A 16,442-nucleotide genomic window follows, 5' to 3' on the forward strand; every position below is an offset into this window, starting at 1 on the left:
GCCGAGCCCGCGCAAGGATTCGGTCTTGGCGCCGAAGATCATCCCCAGGAGCCGCTTGATGGCGCCGGTCTTCTTGTCCAGGGCATCCCGGAGGAGGACCACGGCCTGGATGAGGGCGCAGACCAGCTCGCGATCCTTCGGGCTGTACGCTTGGCAATCGAGGAGTCGAAGAGATGAAGGACAGCGCGAAATACGTGAAGATCGTCGAATGGTCTGAAGCGGACCAGTGCTACGTTGGCAGCGCACCGGGGCTTGTTCGTGGGGGGTGCCATGGCTCTGACGAGAAGGCCGTCTTCGACGAGCTGTGCCAAATTGTTGAGGAGGCCATCGAGCTCTACCGTGCTGAGGGAAGGCCGCTGCCGCCACCGACCTCCAGTCGCGACTTTGCCAACAAGCTGTAGCGCGTCGCGTGACCAATAGAGGTCAGCGAAGATGCCGACAGTCCTGCGTGACGGGCCGTATCGGTTCTTCTTCTATGCGGGAGACCGGAACGATCCCTTGCACGTTCACGTGGAACGTGACGAGAATGTCGCCAAGTATTGGCTGGATCCGGTTCGGCTCCATAGCAGCGGTGGATTTGCCCGAATGGAGCTCGTGCGAATCGAGAGGATCATCAAGACCCACCAGGATGAGCTGAAGAGGGCTTGGTATGGCTATCACGGCGATTCAAATTGAGATCCCTTACGCTGTCCGCGTTCAGATCAATGACGACACCCTTTCTGTGGACCTGAGCGATGGCCGGACGATTTCGGTGCCCCTGGGCTGGTATCCTCGGCTCGTCGAGGCCACACCTGGAGAGCGAGAACGTTGGCGGCTCATCGGTGGGGGCGAAGGTATTCATTGGGAAGACCTGGACGAAGATATCAGCATTGAAGGCTTGCTGGCTGGCAGGGCGTCGGGCGAAAGCCAGCAATCCCTCAGGAAGTGGCTCGAAGCTCGGGCAGGACGGCAACACAACAGCCCCAGTTGACCGCCATCCTGAGCGCCGCCCTGAGTCCTCCCGCTCTGCCGCGCAGGACTGGCACGTTGCCGATCCGGGGGGCAGCAACCGATTCTGTTGAGGATGCGAACCGTGAAGATGAGAACAGCGCTGGGGATGATGCTGGGGGCGGCCCTGCTCGGCGGCCTCTACACCGGGTCCACCTGGTTCATGGGCAGGGAGATCGAAAAGGTCATCGGTCAGCAGTACAGCCTGGTGGCAACCCTGCCTTACCTCACGATCGTCCAGCGGGACTACCGGCGGGGCGTCTTCTGCTCCCAGGAGACCGCGACCATTGAGCTGTTCGGCGACACCATGCGGGCCCTGGCCAGCACCCAGGCGGTGTCTGGATCAGCGGTGGCCGTGCCCGAGCGGTTGGCGGTGACGATCCACACCCGGATTCAGCATGGGCCGTTTCCCGGTCTTTCCAGGCTGGCCGCGGCAGTCGGCGACAGCGACGTCACGGTGCCTGATCTCCCCCAGGAGATGCGACAGGCCTTCGGCGACAAGAAACCGGTGGCGAGCCAAACCGTCTTCCGTTTCGATGGTGGCTTCTCCGCCTTCGTGCACAGCCCCAGGGCTGCGGTGACGCTGCCGCCGGCGCCCACCGGCACAGCGGTGAGCCTCCTCTGGGAAGGGTTCGAGGGGCAAATCGATGCCGCCCCCAACCTGCAGCAATACACCGCGACCGGCCGGACGCCGCGCATCGAGCTGAAGGAGGGCAACGAGACCCGGATGCTCTTTTCTGACCTCCGCTTCGAGGCCGATCAGAAGCGGGTCTATGAGGACGAGCCGTTCTTCTACTCGGGCTCCCAGCTGTTCTCGATTGAGGAGATCCGGGTCGAGAACGCCGCTGCCGCTCGGCCGGCCGTGACCCTGAAGCAGCTCCGGTACGGCGTCGAGATGCCGGACAGTGGCGACATCCTCGACATTGCCGGCCGGATGGGGGTAGAAGAGATTTGCGTGGCGGACCAGAAATGGGGACCGGCCCACTTCGATCTGGCCTTCCGGCACCTGCACGCCAGGACGATGGCGGATCTCTATCACACGATGCTGGCCATGGTTCCGCAGGCGATGGAGGTGGCGGGACCATCCCCGGCCGGCGCGGCCCAGGTCTTTGCCGCGCTGCTCGAACCGGTCAGGACCCTGCTGGCGCATCAGCCCGAGCTCGTCATCGATCGCCTGGCCGTCGTTGGCCCGGCGGGGGAGGCGCGGCTGGCGGCGAGGGTGCGATTGCCAGGCGTCACCCCTGAGGATCTGGATGAGCCGGCGATGCTGCTGGCCAAGCTGGAGGCTGCCGGCGACGCAGCTGTTCCCGAGGCGCTCCTTTTCGGGATGGCTGACCGCGGCGCCGGGGCAGAGAACGCAGCCGGGCAGCAGCAGGAACAGGTCCGGGCGCAGCTCGCCGTCTTCAGCGAGCAGGGCTACATCACCTGGGAAGGCGGGATGATCAAGGTGCAGGCGGAGCTGAAGGCAGGCCGTCTCAAGCTGAACGGCCAACCGTTCCCCCCGGCTGCCCCTGGCCCTGAGGAAGAAGATCTGGCCGGCCGGCCCGGAGGGGAAGGACCTTCTGGCCCATGATCGCGCGGTCCTGCCCGGCCGCGCGGTCAGGAGGGCCATTCTTCGGATCAAGGATCACTCCATGGAAGTCTTCGTGCTGGTCGCACTCATTCTCCTCAACGGCCTCTTTGCCATGTCCGAGATCGCCCTGGTCACGGCGAAACGGAGCCGGCTGGCGCGACTGGCGGCGGAGGGCGATGCCTCCTCGGAGATCGCGATGCGCCTTGGCGCCGAGCCGACCCGCTTCCTGTCCACCATCCAGATCGGCATCACCGCGATTGGCATCCTGAACGGGATCGTCGGTGAGGCCGCCCTGGCGACCCCTCTTGCTGCCTGGCTGCAGACCCGCGGCACCGAGCAGGAGCTGAGCGAAGTCCTGGCGACGGCTCTGGTGGTGGTGGGCATCACCTATGTCTCCATCGTTGCCGGCGAGCTGGTGCCCAAGCGGATCGCCCAGTTCAATGCCGAAAGGATCGCCAGGCGCATGGCCCGGCCGATCTCGCTGCTGGCCCTGATCTCGCGTCCGTTCGTTCACCTGCTGTCGTTTTCCACCGACCTCATCCTGAAGCTGATGGGCAAGCGCGATCGGGGCGGATCGGAGGTGACCGAGGAAGACATCCACGCCATGCTGGCAGAAGGCTCGGAAGCGGGCGTGCTCGAGAAACAGGAGCACGTCATGATGCGCAACGTGTTCCGCCTGGATGACCGGCAGGTGGGCTCGCTCATGATTCCGCGCAGCGACATCGTCTACCTGGACATCAATCAGCCCCTCGAAGCCACCCTGAGCCAGGTGGCGGCATCCGACCATTCCCGCTTCCCGGTCTGCCGGGGCGGGCTGGGTGACATCCTGGGCATCGTTGCAGCCAAGCAGCTCTTGGCCCAGCTGCACACCAGCGGCAGGATTGACCTGACGGCCCAGCTTCAACCCTGTGCCTATGTGCCCGAGTCGGCGACCGGGATGGACCTCCTGGAGCAGTTCCGGGCCTCCAGCACCCAGATCGTGTTCGTCATCGACGAATACGGCGAGGTCCTGGGACTGGTCACCTTGCAGGACGTGCTGGAGGCTGTCACCGGGGAATTCCAGCCGCGCAATGCCGAGGATGCCTGGGCCGTCCAGCGCCAGGACGGCTCGTGGCTGCTGGATGGGCTGATCCCGCTCCAGGAGCTGAAGGATCGTCTCGATCTCAAGGAAACGCCGGAGGAGGACAAGGGGAGATACCACACGCTGAGCGGCATGATGATGTGGCTCCTCGGTCGCCTGCCGCGGACCGGCGATGTCACCGAGTGGGAGCAGTGGCGGCTGGAGGTGGTCGATCTGGACGGCAGGCGCCTGGACAAGGTGCTGGCCAGCCGCGTGCCGGAACAGGGGGCGGCGCACGATGCCGCCGAATCCCCGCCCTTGACCTGACCGTCTTGCCAGGGGCATCATGGTGCGCATCGGCCCTGGGACGGGCAGGACCGCTGCCGCGGTCCGCCCGACGGGGGCGACAAAGGCCTGCCATGACCCCTGCCGCCATCGCCCTCGGCCGCCCCCTTGCTCCCGGGTGGCGACTCCTTCTGGGCGGTCTTGTCCTCATCCTCCTGGCCCTGCTCCTGGCCGGGGCGCTCAGCATCCCCTGGCTCTTTCCGTCCAAGACCCTGTGGTACCGGTTCGGCCTCGATCGGCTGCTCTTGCGGGGCGGCAAGATGCTGGGGCTGGCCGCCGCCTGCCTGCTGCTCCTGCAGCCCCTGCTGGCCGCCCGCCTGCACCTTCTGGATCGACTGGCCGGTCTGCCCTGGCTCTTCCGCCGCCATCGCCATGGCGGTCTTCTCCTGGCCCTCCTGGCCCTGGGCCATCCCTTTCTGGTGCTGGATCTGGGAACCCTGGGCACCTTGCGGCTGACCGCCAAGCTCTGGCCAGAGGCGCTGGGTCTTCTGCTCCTGACCTCGATCCTGGTCATGGCGGCGGTGGCCCGCTGGCGGCTGGCCTGGGGCCTGGCCTTCCACCGCTGGTGGCCGCTGCACCGGCTGGGGGCGGTGGCGGTGCTGGCCCTGCTGTTTGGCCACGTGCTGACCGTCTCGGACAGCTTTGCCGCCGGCCCGCCCCGCCTGGCGGCCCTCGCCGCCCTGGCGACCGTCGTCCCGGTGCTGGCCGGCAGCTGGCTGCGGCGTCTGGGCCGGCGGCCCTGCCGCGTCCGGGCCGTAACCCCGGCCGGCCCCGATACCTGCACCATCGAGCTGGTCCCGGAAGGCCGCCGGACTTTCGCCTATCTGCCGGGCCAGTTCGCCTTCCTGAGCTGCCAATCCAGGGCGGTCTCCGCCGAGGAGCACCCCTTCACCATCGCCTCCTCGCCTTTGCGGCCGGCCTGCCTTCTTTTCACCATCCGGGCCTGCGGCGACTGGACCCGGACTGTCCCGAAGCTCGCGGCCGGCGAGCGGGTCGCCCTGGAGGGACCCTTCGGCCGCTTCAGCCACCTCGTCTACCTCCAGGCCCGGGAGCTGGTGATGATCGCCGGCGGCATCGGCATCACCCCCATGCTGGCCATGCTCCGCCATCTGGCCGACACCGGCGACCGGCGGCCCATCACCCTGGTCTGGAGCGTGCGGCGCCGGGAGGATCTCCTCTTTCCCGAGGAATGGCCGCGCCTGGGCCAGCGGCTCCCGGGCTTCCGGTTCCTGCCCCATCACAGCCGGCCGCAGCCCGGGGCGGCGGAGCCGGGCCGCCGGCTGGACCGGGCCATCCTGGCCCAGCATCTGGCACCCTGCCACCGGGAGGCGGAGGTCTTCCTGTGCGGTCCACCGGCAATGATGGCCGAGGTCCGCGGCATCCTGGCCGGGCTCGGCTTTGCCCGGCGTCACATCCACGATGAGGCCTTCAGCCTCTGATGCGCATCCGGCCGGGCGAAGGCTTCACCTTTTCTCCAAGGAGGCAATCATGAAGACCGCACTGAGCACCATCCTGACGGCGCTTCTCCTGGGCGCCCTCCTGGCCGCCCCCGCCGGGGCCGAGGTCCCGGCGTGGAGCCTCGACACCGCCCACTCCAACTTCTTCTTCGATGTCCGGCACATCTTCTCCAGCATCCGCGGCTCCTTCCCGGAGTACAGCGGCTCCATCCGCTTCGACCCGGCCAACCCCGGCGCCAGCTCGGTGCGTCTGGAGATCGAGGTGGCCAGCGTCGAGACCGGGGTGGCCAAACGGGACGGCCACCTGCGCTCCGACGACTTCTTCGCGGCCAGCACCTATCCCCGCATGACCTTTGCCAGCACCGCCATCACCAGGACCGGCGAGCAGACCTTCGACATTGCCGGCCGGCTGACGATCAAAGACGTCACCCGGGAGGTGGTGCTGCCGGTGGTCTTCCATCCCGGCCAGGACCACCCCATGGATCCCCGTTCCCTGGTGGCGGGCCTGGAGGGTCAGCTCACCATCGATCGGCTGAGCTACCACGTGGGGGACGGCAAATTCTTTCGGATGGGTGTTGTGGGCCGGGAGGTGAAGATCCTCGTCTCCCTGGAGCTGCTGCGCCAGAAGTGAGGCCGACCTCTTCAGGCGGGCCGGCGGCCGGACAGGAGGCGCAGGGTGGTAGGCCGGCTCACCATGGCCTGCCGGCGGCTGCTGCTGCCCTCCAGAAGATCGTTCACCTTGGCGATGAGATCGGCCTGGCGGTACGGCTTCTGGATGAAGCCGTCATCGGGTGTGAGGGTGATGCCGGCCAGGGCGGTGGCGGCGTCGTAGCCGCTGGAGGTCAGAAGGGGCAGATCCGGCCGGAGGGCCTTGATCTCGTGGAACAGCACGCGACCGTTTCGGCCCCGCATGCGGATGTCGAGGATGGCCAGATCGATGACCTGCCGGCGGCTGGTGAGGATGTCCATGGCCTCCCGGGGGCTGGCCGGGCTGACCACGGAAAAGCCGTGGGCCGCCAGGGCGTTGCGCAGCATGAGTCTGACCTGGGGCTCGCCGTCCAGGACCATGATCCGGACCCGACCCCGGGGCCGCAAGGCGGCGACCTGGGCCGCTTCCTCGCCGGGGCCGCTTTCCTCGGCCCGGGGCAGATGGACCCGGAAGACCGCGCCTTCCCCAGGCCTGCTGGTGGCGGCCACACAGCCCCCGTGGTGCTGGATGATGCCGGCCACCGCTGCCAGCCCCAGGCCCCGGCCCAGGGCCCTGGTGGTGACAAAGGGCTCGAAGATCCGGCTTCTCACCTCCTCGGCGATGCCCGGCCCGGTGTCCGCCACCTCCAGGAGCACATAGTCGCCGGCCGGGTGCGCGTTGTGCAGGTCGCAGACCCACTCCGCCCGTTGCGCGAGGTTGGCGGTACGCACGGTCAGGGTGCCGCCCTCCTCGTCCATGGCCTCGAAGGCGTTGGCAAAAAGCGCGGTGAGCACCTGGGCGATCTGGTCGGAGTCGGCGGTCACCGGCCACAGATCAGGCGCCAGCTCCAGGCGGCTTTCCACCGGCAGGCCCTGACCCATGCCCTCCACCTCCAGGATCTGCCGGGCCATCTCGTTGAGGCTCAAGACCTTCTTTTCCCGGGCACCGGTCCGGGCGTAGGCCAGGAGCTGGGCGGTCAGCTCGGTCATCCGCTGGGCCGCGCCCAGGATGGCCGCCGTCATGGCCGACCGGTGCTCGTGGCTGGCCGCGGGCATCTCCAGGAGCTCGGCGTTGCCGATCACCGTGGCCAGCTGGTTGTTGAAGTCGTGGGCGATGCCCGCGGCCAGGGTGGCGATGGACTGGTCCTTCTGGGCCTGGAACAGGCGCAGCTCCAGTCCCCGCCGCTCCTTTTCCAGCCGGAGCTTCTCGGTGATGTCCCGGCCCACCTCGATGATGCCGGAGACCTGGCCGTCGTCGCTCACGATGGGCGAGGCCGCGATCTCCACCACGTACTCGGCGCCGTCGGCCCTGGTATGGGTGTGGATGACGGTGACCGGCTCCCGGGAGGCCACCACCGCCCGCAGCGGGCACGGGTGCTCCTCGCCGGAGCAGGGCTCGGACCGGTGGTGGGAGATCTCGTGGCAGGAGCGGCTGCCGTCCGCGGGGCCTGCGGCGTGCAGCTCGGCGGCGGTACGGTTCAGCAGGTGGACCCGGTAGTCCAGCCCCACCACCATGATGGAGTCGGTGACGCCGTCCAGGACCGACTGCAGGAAGGCTCGGGTGGCGGCCAGCTCCCGCTCCACCCGCTTGATCTCGGTGATGTCCCGGGCCACCCGTACCGAGCCGGCCAGACCTCCCTGGCTGTCGGTGAGCGGGGTGACGGTGACCAGGAAGTGGGAGCCGTCCGGCCGCTCCTCATAGAGCTCGATGGCGCTGTCCAGGCCGGCCTCCTCGGCGACCTGGCCCGGCATCGGGGTGGGCTGTGCCTCCTCCAGGCCATGGACCAGGGTGTGGAAGGACTGGCCCTGGGCAGCAGTCGGCTCCACCCCCAGGCGGTCGGCGAGCGACCGGTTGATGCGGACGATCCGGTGCCGGGCATCCAGGATGGCGATATGGTCCGGCACGGTGTCGAAGGTGCGCTCCCATTCCTCCTTGGCCCGCCAGACCGCCTCCTCGGCCCGCTTGCGATCGGTGACATCCCGGAGCAGCACCTGCAGGGCGTTCTCCCCCTCGAAGACGATCTCGGTCTCCGACACCTCGACGACGATCAGCCGGCCGTCATGGCGGCGGGCCTCCATCTCGAACAGGGTGGGCAGCTTGCGGCCTGCGGCCCGGGCCGCCGCCCGCTCCTGGAGCAGGGCCACTCCACCGGTGCTGGCCAGGGAGGCCAGGGGCAGATCCAGAAGATCGCTGACCTGGCGGCCAAAGATCTCGGCAAAGGCGGGGTTGACCCAGCGGGTGCGGCCGCCGATCACCACCGCCACCCCGTCCGCCATCTGCTCGGTGAGGCTCTTGAACTTGTCCTCGCTCTCCCGCAGGCTGGCCTCGATCTGCATGCGCCGCTCGAGGTCCTGGCGCATGAACATCGAGAAGACGTAGAGGGCAAAGGCCGGGAAGATGAAGAAGAGAAAGAGGGGTGGGAAGAGGAACTCGGCGTAGTACTGGTAGCGCTCCAGATAAAAGCCGATGCCGCCCTGCTGGAGGAGGCTCGACAGCTGGACCAGGAAGTAGATGCCCAGGAAGACGCACAGAAAGACGCGGGCCGGATGGCCGATGAGGTTCTTCTGGATGCGCAGGACCAGCAGGAAGGCAACCGCAAAGCCGATCGCGGAGACGATGTTGAACAGGGGCTCAATCGCCACGGGGCGGATGGTCGCCGGCCGGCAGCAGGTCGATCTGCCAGCCCAGCCGGAAGTGCCGGTGGCAGTTGGGACAGATGAGGATGACGGCGGCGGTGGTCGCCCCGGCGGTGGCCAGTTGGAACGAGACGTGAAAGCCGTCCCGGTAGCCGCAGGCCGGGCAGACGTGCAGGTCGGTCTCCCGGACCAGGGGGGCCGCAGCCGGAGGGCCGGCTGGCTCGTCGATCATCGCGCCACCTCGCCCACCGGCCCGCTCGGCCTTGTGGCCATGGCCTCCTCCACGAACCGGCGCACCTGGGCCGGCAGCAGGATCCAGCCAGCCAAAAAACGGCCGCCGATCTCCAGGGCTGGCACCATCCGCACCCCCGCCTGCCAGGCGGTGGTAGGGTGCAGGGTGGCCTCCACGGTCTCCACCTCCAGGTCGGGGTGGCGCTGGCACAGGCGCGACAGCTCCCGGGCCACGAGCAGGCAGCGGGGGCACAGAAACGAGCGATAGAAGCGGATCTTCATGCCAGGGTCAGCTCCTCGGCAAGGGCCTCGATGCGCTGGCACAGGGCGTCGATGTGGCCAGCGCTGGTGAAGGGGTTCATCACCGCCAGCCGCAGGTAGCTGCGGCCGTCTACCGTGGCGCGGGTGATGTAGAAGTCGCCTTCGGCCACCAGGGCCTGGCGGATGCGGTCTTGAAGCTCGCCGCTGTCGCCGTAAGCGAAGCAGAAGACGTTGGCCTCGGGCGGGCAGAGGCCGACGAAGCCTGGCCGGCTGACGATCCGGTCGTAGAAGGCGCGGGCCGCCTGGAACAGCTCGGCAACGTGGCTGGCCAGGCCGGCCTCGCCCATCACCGCCAGGTTGAAGAAGAGCTTCATGGCCAGGGGCTGCTTGGTGCATTCCACGGTGTGGGCCGCCACGTCCGGCCCCGGCCCGGCGCCGGCGAACAGGTACGAGCCGGACTGGGCGAAGGTCTGGGCCAGGCCGCTCTGCTGCCGGAAGAGGGCGACGCCGCAGACCGTGGAGGTGCCCAGCATCTTGTGGGTGTCCCAGGTCAGGGAATCGGCCAGCTCGATGCCAGCCAGAAGAGAGCGGTACTGGGGGGCAAGCAGGGCCGAGGCGCCGTGGGCGCCATCCACATGCAGCCAGGCGTTGCGCCGGCGGCAGAAGCAGGCCGTCTCGTAGATGGGATCGTAGACGCCGGTGGCGGTGACGCAGGCGTTGATGACCACCGCCACCACCTTTTTGCCAGCGTCCTGGAGGCGGTCGAAGAGGATCTTGAGGTCGGCGACCCGGATGCGGCCATGGCCATCCACCGGGATCTCCTGGACCGCCTGCCGGCCCAGGCCCATGATGGCCGCCGCCCGGGCGATGGAGTAGTGGCTGGCCGCGGAGGCCAGGAGCACCGCCCCGCTGCTCGGCCCCTCCTCCCAGGCCTGGGGCAGGGCCCGGGCCCGGGCCGCCAGGAGACAGGTCAGATTGGCCAGGCTGCCGCCATGGGTCATGACCCCGTCCCCGCTGTCCTGCCAGCCCACCTTGTCCAGGAGCCAGCGGATCATGCCCCGCTCGATGGCGGTGGCGGCCGGCCCCATCTCGTAGATGGGCATGCCGTTGTTGGTGAGGCCGGAGACGAGGTCGGCCAGGGCGGAGGGCACCATGGGCACCGCCACCTGGTGGCCGATGTAGCGGGGGTCGGCCAGATGGTTGCTGTGCTCGAGGATGGCGGCCGTCAGGGCGGCGAGGTCGGCCTGGCCGTCCTCGACCACCGACTGGAAGTCCAGGTCCTCCAGGATCTCGGCCACCGGCCGCTGGACCAGCACCTTGCCGTGGCCGGCCTGGGCCTCGGTCAGATACCGGAGCAGGACCGGCGTGAGGGCAGCAAGGCCCTGAGCCAGGAGGGCAGGATCATAGCCGCGGTGAGAGGGCATGGTTGGGCCTCTGCAGGGAAGACGGCATCGGAGCAGAGCCCAGGTTACTCGGGAGCAGCAGCCGCATCAAGGGCATTCCGTACCCGGAGTGGACCACTTTCTGTGAAGACAGTCCACCAGAAGGCGGGCGCAGACCTCGGCGCCATCCAGGCGCTCCACCGGCGGCCCAGGCGGCTGCGCCAGGGCCGCTGCCAGGGCCGGCCCCCAGTCACCGGCGTAGAGGGCGGCGGTGGCCAGCTCCGCTTCGGGCAGATGGGTGCGCACCGCGGCCAGGAGATAGGGCACCTCGGCAAAGGGGCCCCGCTGGCACCAGACCAGGGGCTTGGCCTGGGCCAGACAGTCCGAGACCACGCCGTAGCCGGGCTTGCTGATCACCACCGAGGCGGCGGCCACCAGATCCGGGAAGGAGAGGTCCCAGTCCCGGGCCTCGACGCCATTGGGGAGGGACAGGGCGACGGGCCGCCGGAAGAGGAAGCGCCAGTCGCCAAGCTGTGCCAGGCGCGCGATGGCCTCGGCGGGCAGATCCAGCCGGCCGAAGGCGATCAGGCACACCTTGTCATCAGCAGCCAGCCCCAGGCGGGCGCGGACCGCCGCCCCGGACAGCCGGTTGGTGCTGGCCACCAGCGGCACCGGCAACCGGTGGCGGAAGGCGGCCGAAACCTGGCCCATGGGCAGCTGCAAGACCAGGTTGCACGGCCGGTAGCAGTCCGTCACCCAGGCCACGATCTCGGCCCAGTCCGGGTCGGCGGCGGCGTAGTCCTGGTAGATCCAGTCCCAGGAGAAGTTGGAGACCGCCACCGCCGGAATGCCGGCCGCCGCTGCCGCCTGCACCGCCAGGAAGGGCACGTCCGCCACCACCAGCCGGACCCCGGCTGCCTGCAGAAAGGCCCGCTCGGCAGCCACCAGGGCGCCGGCCTCCGCCCGCAGCCGGCGCAGGCGGTCGAGGCTGGCGGCCAGGTCGAAGCGGACGCTGTCCCGTTGCACCAGGCCCACATCCAGCACCCGCTGCCGCAGGCGGAAGGGGATCCCCGGCAGGTAGTTTTCGAGAAAGGAGCGGTCCAGGTCGGTGACCACCGTAAGCTGTACCTGGGGGGCGAGGCGGTGGATGGCCCGCAGCACGGCACAGGCCCGCACCGCGTGGCCGAAGCCATGGGGGGTGATGTAGGAGGCGATGACAGGGTCGGGCATCGGCGGTCTCCGGGAGGAATATCGAATAGCGAACAAGGAATGTCCAGGATGAATATCGAATGTCGAACAGGGAATGTCCAACCGCAGAAGGGACCGGCAGATCGGATCCGAAACGGCAACGACCAGTCCCTTCGACCTTGGACATTCCTTGTTCGATATTCTGCGGTTCCTGCGAGCCGGCCGCCCGGGCCGAAAAGGCCGAGCGCCGGTCTTTGCTCTGTGGTACTTACTGTCGGAGTGCCACGGGGCCGGCCGTGGGCCGAAAGGGACCCGCCTGCAGGCGGGTGCCAGCGCCCGTGCCTGGCAGACGATCGGGTCCAGCTCGGGGAAGGGGAGGGGAAGGTGGATTCATCCTGGGAGGAGTATGGGTTTCCCGTTGATATGCATCGGCTTCTGGACGATGCGGTGCAGGAGATCCTCCGCCACGAGGACTATGGCCAGTTCCAGGCCTGGCTGCGGGCCGGCATCGCCGGCTATCTCGCCCCCATGGAGGGCGCGGTCTACGCCCCGGAGGAGCTCAAAGAGATGGCGGCTCAGCTCGGGCGGCTCATCTGGGAGCAGATGCCCCTGCCCAGCCGGGACTTCCAGACCGCGCCGGTGACCCCCTGCCTGGAGCCGTCCGGCCCGCGGCCGCTGCCGGAGCCGCCGCCGGAGGCGGACCCCGAGGCCGAGCCCCCCTTTCTGGACAGCCAGGACTGCTGGTTCTATCTCCTGTTCCACCTGCCCGCGGCCAGCATCCAGCAGGCGGTGGCCGCCGAGCGGGTTCCCCTGGGCGCCCTGGCCGATGCCGCCATGGAGCTCCTCCACGATGGCCGGCCGGAGAAGGCCCTGGTGCTCCTGGAGCCGTTGTTCGAGGACCCGATCCGGGACCACTCGGCGGTGGCCGGCGACGCCCTGGACGTGCTCCTCAATGTCTACGACGATCTGGATTGGGGGGCCAAGAAGCAGCGGCTCATCCGCCGGATCCTGGATGCCGTGCCCCGCTCTCCCTTGCGGGCTGCGGCCTACCAGCGTCTGGCCTCCATCTACATGGACGACGGCGACACCTTCTCCGCCTGGGAGGCCTTCCGCCAGGCCCAGCGGGACGACCCGGACGAGCCCTCCCTGGGCTCCCTGGAGGTGCACCTGCTCATGGCCGACAACCAGCCCGAGCAGGCCCGGGAGCGGGCCCGCTTCTGGATCAAGCGGCTGGAGCGGCTGGGCTTCCAGCCCGAGGAGCCGCCCCTGGACTTCCTCCTCCAGGTCGCCGCCGATCCCCAGGCCGCCTTCACCGATCTGTCCATCGAGATGGCCGGTGGCGCCGGCATGCGCCTTCTGGAGTGGCTGCGCCAGGTGGCAGCCCGGCCCCTGCCGGCCTACCGGCTGCGGGGTCTGGGTCATCCGCCAGCGGGCCGGCCAGCCACTGGCGGCGGCCTGGTCCGGCAGCTCAAGGGTCTGGCCAGGAGGGTGGGCCAGGGCCGACTGCCGAGCGAGGCCCCCCCCGGCCAGATGCTGGCCCTGGAGGCCCCCCCTGGCATCCGGGAGGTGGAGGTCGGCTGGCAGGCGATCCTCGGCCTGGGCAAGCCGGCGGGGATCAGCCCGGAGCCGCCTGTGGACCCGGATCCCTGGGACCCGGACCGGGAGGATGCCTGGGCCGGCTTCCTGGAGGCCCATGCCGAGGCCTTTGACAGCCTGGACATCCTGGACGACCTGGCCAATGTCCTGGTCCTCCATCCCCAGGGCGGTGTCGCCTGTCTGGAGCAGGCCATCCTCGCCCCCCTGCTCTTCCGGGCCCGGGATCTGGCCCAGGCGCTGCTGGCCGAGCGCGACGATCTGGAGCTGCCCTGGCTGGCCCCGGACAACCGCCCCCTGCTCCGGCTCCTGGCCAGGCTCGTCACCTTCTTCCTGCACGAGAATGAGGAGGAGGAGGCCATGGCCACGGCCGCCATCCTCCTGCGCCTCAATCCCGAGGACCAGCACGGAGTGCGGGCCCTGCTCGTCAACCTCCATCTGCGCCACGGCGCCGATGGTGAGGCCCTGGCCATCTGCCAGCGCTTCCCGGAGGACGTGCTGCCGGATACCCTCTATGGCCAGGCCCTGGCCCTCTTCCGCCAGGGCCGCCAGGACGAGGCCGACGCCGCCCTGACCCACGCCGCGGAGGCCCTGCCGCGGGTGACCCGCTTCCTCACCGCCGAGCGGGTCAAGGAGCCCCGTTTCGACGACTCGGGGACGGTCGAGCCGGGAGGCGACGACCAGGCCTACCTCTATCGCGAGGACATGCGGGACGTCTGGCAGGCCACCCCCGGCGCCATCGACTGGGTCCGGAAGCTGACCCGCCGCCAGCGGTACTGAGCTTCCCTGGAGACAGATTCCATGGAGACCACCACCGCCCTGTCTCCCCAACAGCTCGGCCGCCTCATCCGGGTCAGCCGCGGCCTGGAGCCGGCGGATCTGGTCCTGGCCAACGGCCGGGTGGTCAATGTCTGCACTGGCGGGATCGACGAGGCCGAGGTGGCGGTGGCCGAGGGCGTCATCGCCGGGGTCGGGCCCGGCTACCAGGGCCGGGAGCGTTACGACTGCGCCGGCCGCTACCTGTGTCCCGGCTTCATCGACGGCCACCTGCACCTGGAGAGCAGCCTGCTTTCCCCCCTGGAGCTGGCCCGGGCGGTGCTTCCCCGGGGAACCACCACCGTGGTCGGCGATCCCCACGAGATCGCCAACGTCCTGGGGCTGGCCGGCATCCACTGGCTCTTGGCCGCCAGCGCCGATCTCCCTTTGAGCGTCTTCTTCACCGCCCCCTCCTGCGTGCCGGCCACCCCGCTGGAGACCGCCGGTGCCGCCATCTCCGCCGCGGATCTCGCCCCCCTGCTCGACCACCCCCGGATCCTGGGCCTGGCGGAGGTGATGAATTTTCCTGGCCTTCTGGCCGGCGATCCGGAGGTTCTGGCCAAGGTCCTGGCGGCCCGAAGGCGGCGCCTGCCGGTGGACGGCCACTGCCCGGGCCTGTCCGGCCGCGACCTGGCCGCCTATGTCGCCGCTGGCATCGATTCCGACCACGAGGCAACCACGGCCGCCGAGGCCCGGGAGAAGCTGGCCGCCGGCATGTGGCTGGCCATCCGGGAAGGATCGAGCGCCCGCAACCTGGCCGATCTCCTGCCCGGGGTGCCGCCAGCCGCCTGTGGCCGCGCGTTCTTTGTCAGCGACGACCGCCATCCGGTGGATCTGGCCAGACAGGGACACCTGGACCACATCCTGCGCCTGGCGGTGGCCCAGGGTCTCGCTCCGGTGACCGCGGTGGCCATGGCCAGCCGCAGCCCGGCGGAGCGCTTCGGCCTCCGGGATCGGGGCATGATCGCCCCCGGCCGCCGGGCGGATCTGGTGCTGGTGGAGGATCTGGCCGGTTTCCGGGTCCAGGCGGTCTTTGCCGCTGGCCGGCTGGTGGCCCGGGATGGCGCGGCCCTGGGCCTGCCACCGCCGGCAGCCGGCGCCGCCGCCGGCCGGGTCCACATCGACTGGTCCCGGGTGGATCTGGCGGTGGCGGCGGCAGGCGACCGGCTGCGGGTGATCGGTCTTCTGCCCGGCCAGCTCCTCACCCAGGCCCGCTTCTTGCCGGTGCGCCGGGAGGGCGGCTTGGCCGTGGCCGACCCGGGCCGGGACCTCCTCAAGCTGGCGGTGATCGAGCGCCACCAGGCCAGCGGCCGCGTGGGCCTCGGCTTCGTCCAGGGCTTCGGGCTCACCGGCGGCGCCCTGGCCGGCACCGTGGCCCACGACTCCCACAACCTCATTGTCGTGGGCACCAACGACGCGGACATGCTCCTGGCCGCCCGCTCGGTGGCCGAGCTGGGCGGCGGCCTGGCCGTCGCCAGCCAGGGCCGGGTTCTCGCCACCCTTGCCCTGCCCATTGCCGGTCTCATGACCGGCGCCCCCTTGCATGCGGTGGTCGAGGACCTGACCGGCCTGCACCGGGCCGCCGCCAGTCTGGGCTGTCTCCTTCCCGATCCCTTCATGGCCCTTTCCTTCCTGGCCCTGCCGGTCATCCCCCAGCTCAAGCTCACCGACCACGGCCTGGTGGACGTGGAGCGCTTCGCGATTGTGCCCCTTTTCGCGTAGGCCACCGGGCGCCTTGCCGAGTCCCCCGGCCGCCACCGCTGCGCCGTGCTTCTTCTTGACGGGGGGCTTTGCAGAGGGCATGGTGATGCTGTCAGGAGAAGGCGTGGATGCGGAGTGCGGTGGCGCCCCGGAGGAGTCGTGGCGGTGAAGACGACGCAGTATTTCGCCTACATACGCCAGCGGCCGGATCGGGCCATGATCCAAAGAGGACTGGATCATTCGGGCGATGGCGCACCCGGACCATGTGGAGGTGCAGGCGCAGGATACGGAAGTGGGCCTGGATTCCCGAGGCCGGGAAGTATCTGCGCGTGATCCTGCTCGGGGATGGCGAAACGCTGCACAATGCCTTCTTCGATCGCTCCTTCAAGGAGAAATCACAGCAATTCCCGGAGCCCCCAAACTTGGCTATTCCCATAGGGTTTGACGCGTGGGCTTCGTAAACTTTTTGCCGGAATCAGCCAGGACGCGGTGGTGATCCGGGGCAGTTTGGGGTGGCTTACGGC

At 69.2% G+C, this 16,442-nt stretch carries 14 protein-coding genes; 9 read left to right on the plus strand and 5 right to left on the minus strand.

Annotated elements, in window-relative coordinates:
* Positions 1-173 precede the first annotated feature (173 nt).
* The 7 genes from AB1634_14490 to AB1634_14520 all read left to right on the plus strand — a co-directional run bounded on the left by AB1634_14490 (position 174) and on the right by AB1634_14520 (position 6,053).
* The gene (locus AB1634_14490) at positions 174-401 is read left to right on the plus strand and encodes a hypothetical protein (GenBank protein ID MEW6220722.1); all 228 of its coding nucleotides are present in this window, start codon (positions 174-176) and stop codon (positions 399-401) included.
* A 31-nt stretch (positions 402-432) separates the two neighbouring features.
* Positions 433-675 (plus strand): DUF4160 domain-containing protein, encoded by a 243-nt coding sequence (locus AB1634_14495; protein MEW6220723.1) that lies wholly within the window; start codon positions 433-435, stop codon positions 673-675.
* Positions 650-970 carry a DUF2442 domain-containing protein gene (locus AB1634_14500; protein MEW6220724.1) on the plus strand — a complete coding sequence of 107 codons (321 nt, stop codon included), beginning with the start codon at positions 650-652 and terminating at the stop codon, positions 968-970. The genes AB1634_14495 and AB1634_14500 overlap by 26 nt, the downstream gene beginning before the upstream one ends.
* A gap of 108 nt (positions 971-1,078) precedes the next feature.
* Positions 1,079-2,560, plus strand: coding sequence for a YdgA family protein (locus AB1634_14505; protein MEW6220725.1), 1,482 nt, complete (start codon positions 1,079-1,081; stop codon positions 2,558-2,560).
* A 61-nt stretch (positions 2,561-2,621) separates the two neighbouring features.
* The gene (locus AB1634_14510) at positions 2,622-3,947 is read left to right on the plus strand and encodes a hemolysin family protein (protein ID MEW6220726.1); all 1,326 of its coding nucleotides are present in this window, start codon (positions 2,622-2,624) and stop codon (positions 3,945-3,947) included.
* Between the two features lie 92 nt (positions 3,948-4,039).
* Positions 4,040-5,404, plus strand: a complete 1,365-nt coding sequence (locus AB1634_14515) for a ferric reductase-like transmembrane domain-containing protein (GenBank protein ID MEW6220727.1) — start codon at positions 4,040-4,042, stop codon at positions 5,402-5,404.
* A gap of 49 nt (positions 5,405-5,453) precedes the next feature.
* Positions 5,454-6,053: a YceI family protein gene (locus AB1634_14520; protein MEW6220728.1), complete on the plus strand. Its 600-nt coding sequence runs from the start codon at positions 5,454-5,456 to the stop codon at positions 6,051-6,053.
* An 11-nt stretch (positions 6,054-6,064) separates the two neighbouring features.
* Here AB1634_14520 and AB1634_14525 read toward each other — a convergent pair whose 3' ends face one another.
* The 5 genes from AB1634_14525 to AB1634_14545 form a co-directional block, all read right to left on the minus strand.
* On the minus strand, positions 6,065-8,752 hold the full coding sequence (locus AB1634_14525) for a PAS domain S-box protein (GenBank protein MEW6220729.1): 2,688 nt from the start codon (positions 8,750-8,752) through the stop codon (positions 6,065-6,067).
* Positions 8,742-8,978: a hypothetical protein gene (locus AB1634_14530; GenBank protein MEW6220730.1), complete on the minus strand. Its 237-nt coding sequence runs from the start codon at positions 8,976-8,978 to the stop codon at positions 8,742-8,744. Before AB1634_14530 ends, AB1634_14525 begins: the two co-directional genes overlap by 11 nt.
* Positions 8,975-9,259: a hypothetical protein gene (locus tag AB1634_14535; GenBank protein ID MEW6220731.1), complete on the minus strand. Its 285-nt coding sequence runs from the start codon at positions 9,257-9,259 to the stop codon at positions 8,975-8,977. The genes AB1634_14530 and AB1634_14535 overlap by 4 nt, the downstream gene beginning before the upstream one ends.
* On the minus strand, positions 9,256-10,662 hold the full coding sequence (locus tag AB1634_14540; GenBank protein MEW6220732.1) for an aminotransferase class V-fold PLP-dependent enzyme: 1,407 nt from the start codon (positions 10,660-10,662) through the stop codon (positions 9,256-9,258). Before AB1634_14540 ends, AB1634_14535 begins: the two co-directional genes overlap by 4 nt.
* A gap of 66 nt (positions 10,663-10,728) precedes the next feature.
* Positions 10,729-11,850 (minus strand): hypothetical protein, encoded by a 1,122-nt coding sequence (locus AB1634_14545; protein MEW6220733.1) that lies wholly within the window; start codon positions 11,848-11,850, stop codon positions 10,729-10,731.
* Positions 11,851-12,192: 342 nt separating this feature from the next.
* Here AB1634_14545 and AB1634_14550 point away from each other — a divergent pair, with 342 nt between their 5' ends.
* Together AB1634_14550 and ade are read left to right on the plus strand one after the other, a co-directional pair.
* A complete protein-coding gene (locus AB1634_14550; GenBank protein ID MEW6220734.1) occupies positions 12,193-14,181 on the plus strand; it encodes a hypothetical protein in 1,989 nt (662 codons plus the stop codon).
* Between the two features lie 21 nt (positions 14,182-14,202).
* Positions 14,203-15,939: an adenine deaminase gene (gene ade / locus AB1634_14555; GenBank protein ID MEW6220735.1), complete on the plus strand. Its 1,737-nt coding sequence runs from the start codon at positions 14,203-14,205 to the stop codon at positions 15,937-15,939.
* The last annotated feature ends 503 nt before the right edge of the window (positions 15,940-16,442 follow it).

The organism is Thermodesulfobacteriota bacterium (assembly GCA_040755095.1).
GTDB lineage: Bacteria > Desulfobacterota > Desulfobulbia > Desulfobulbales > JBFMBH01 > JBFMBH01.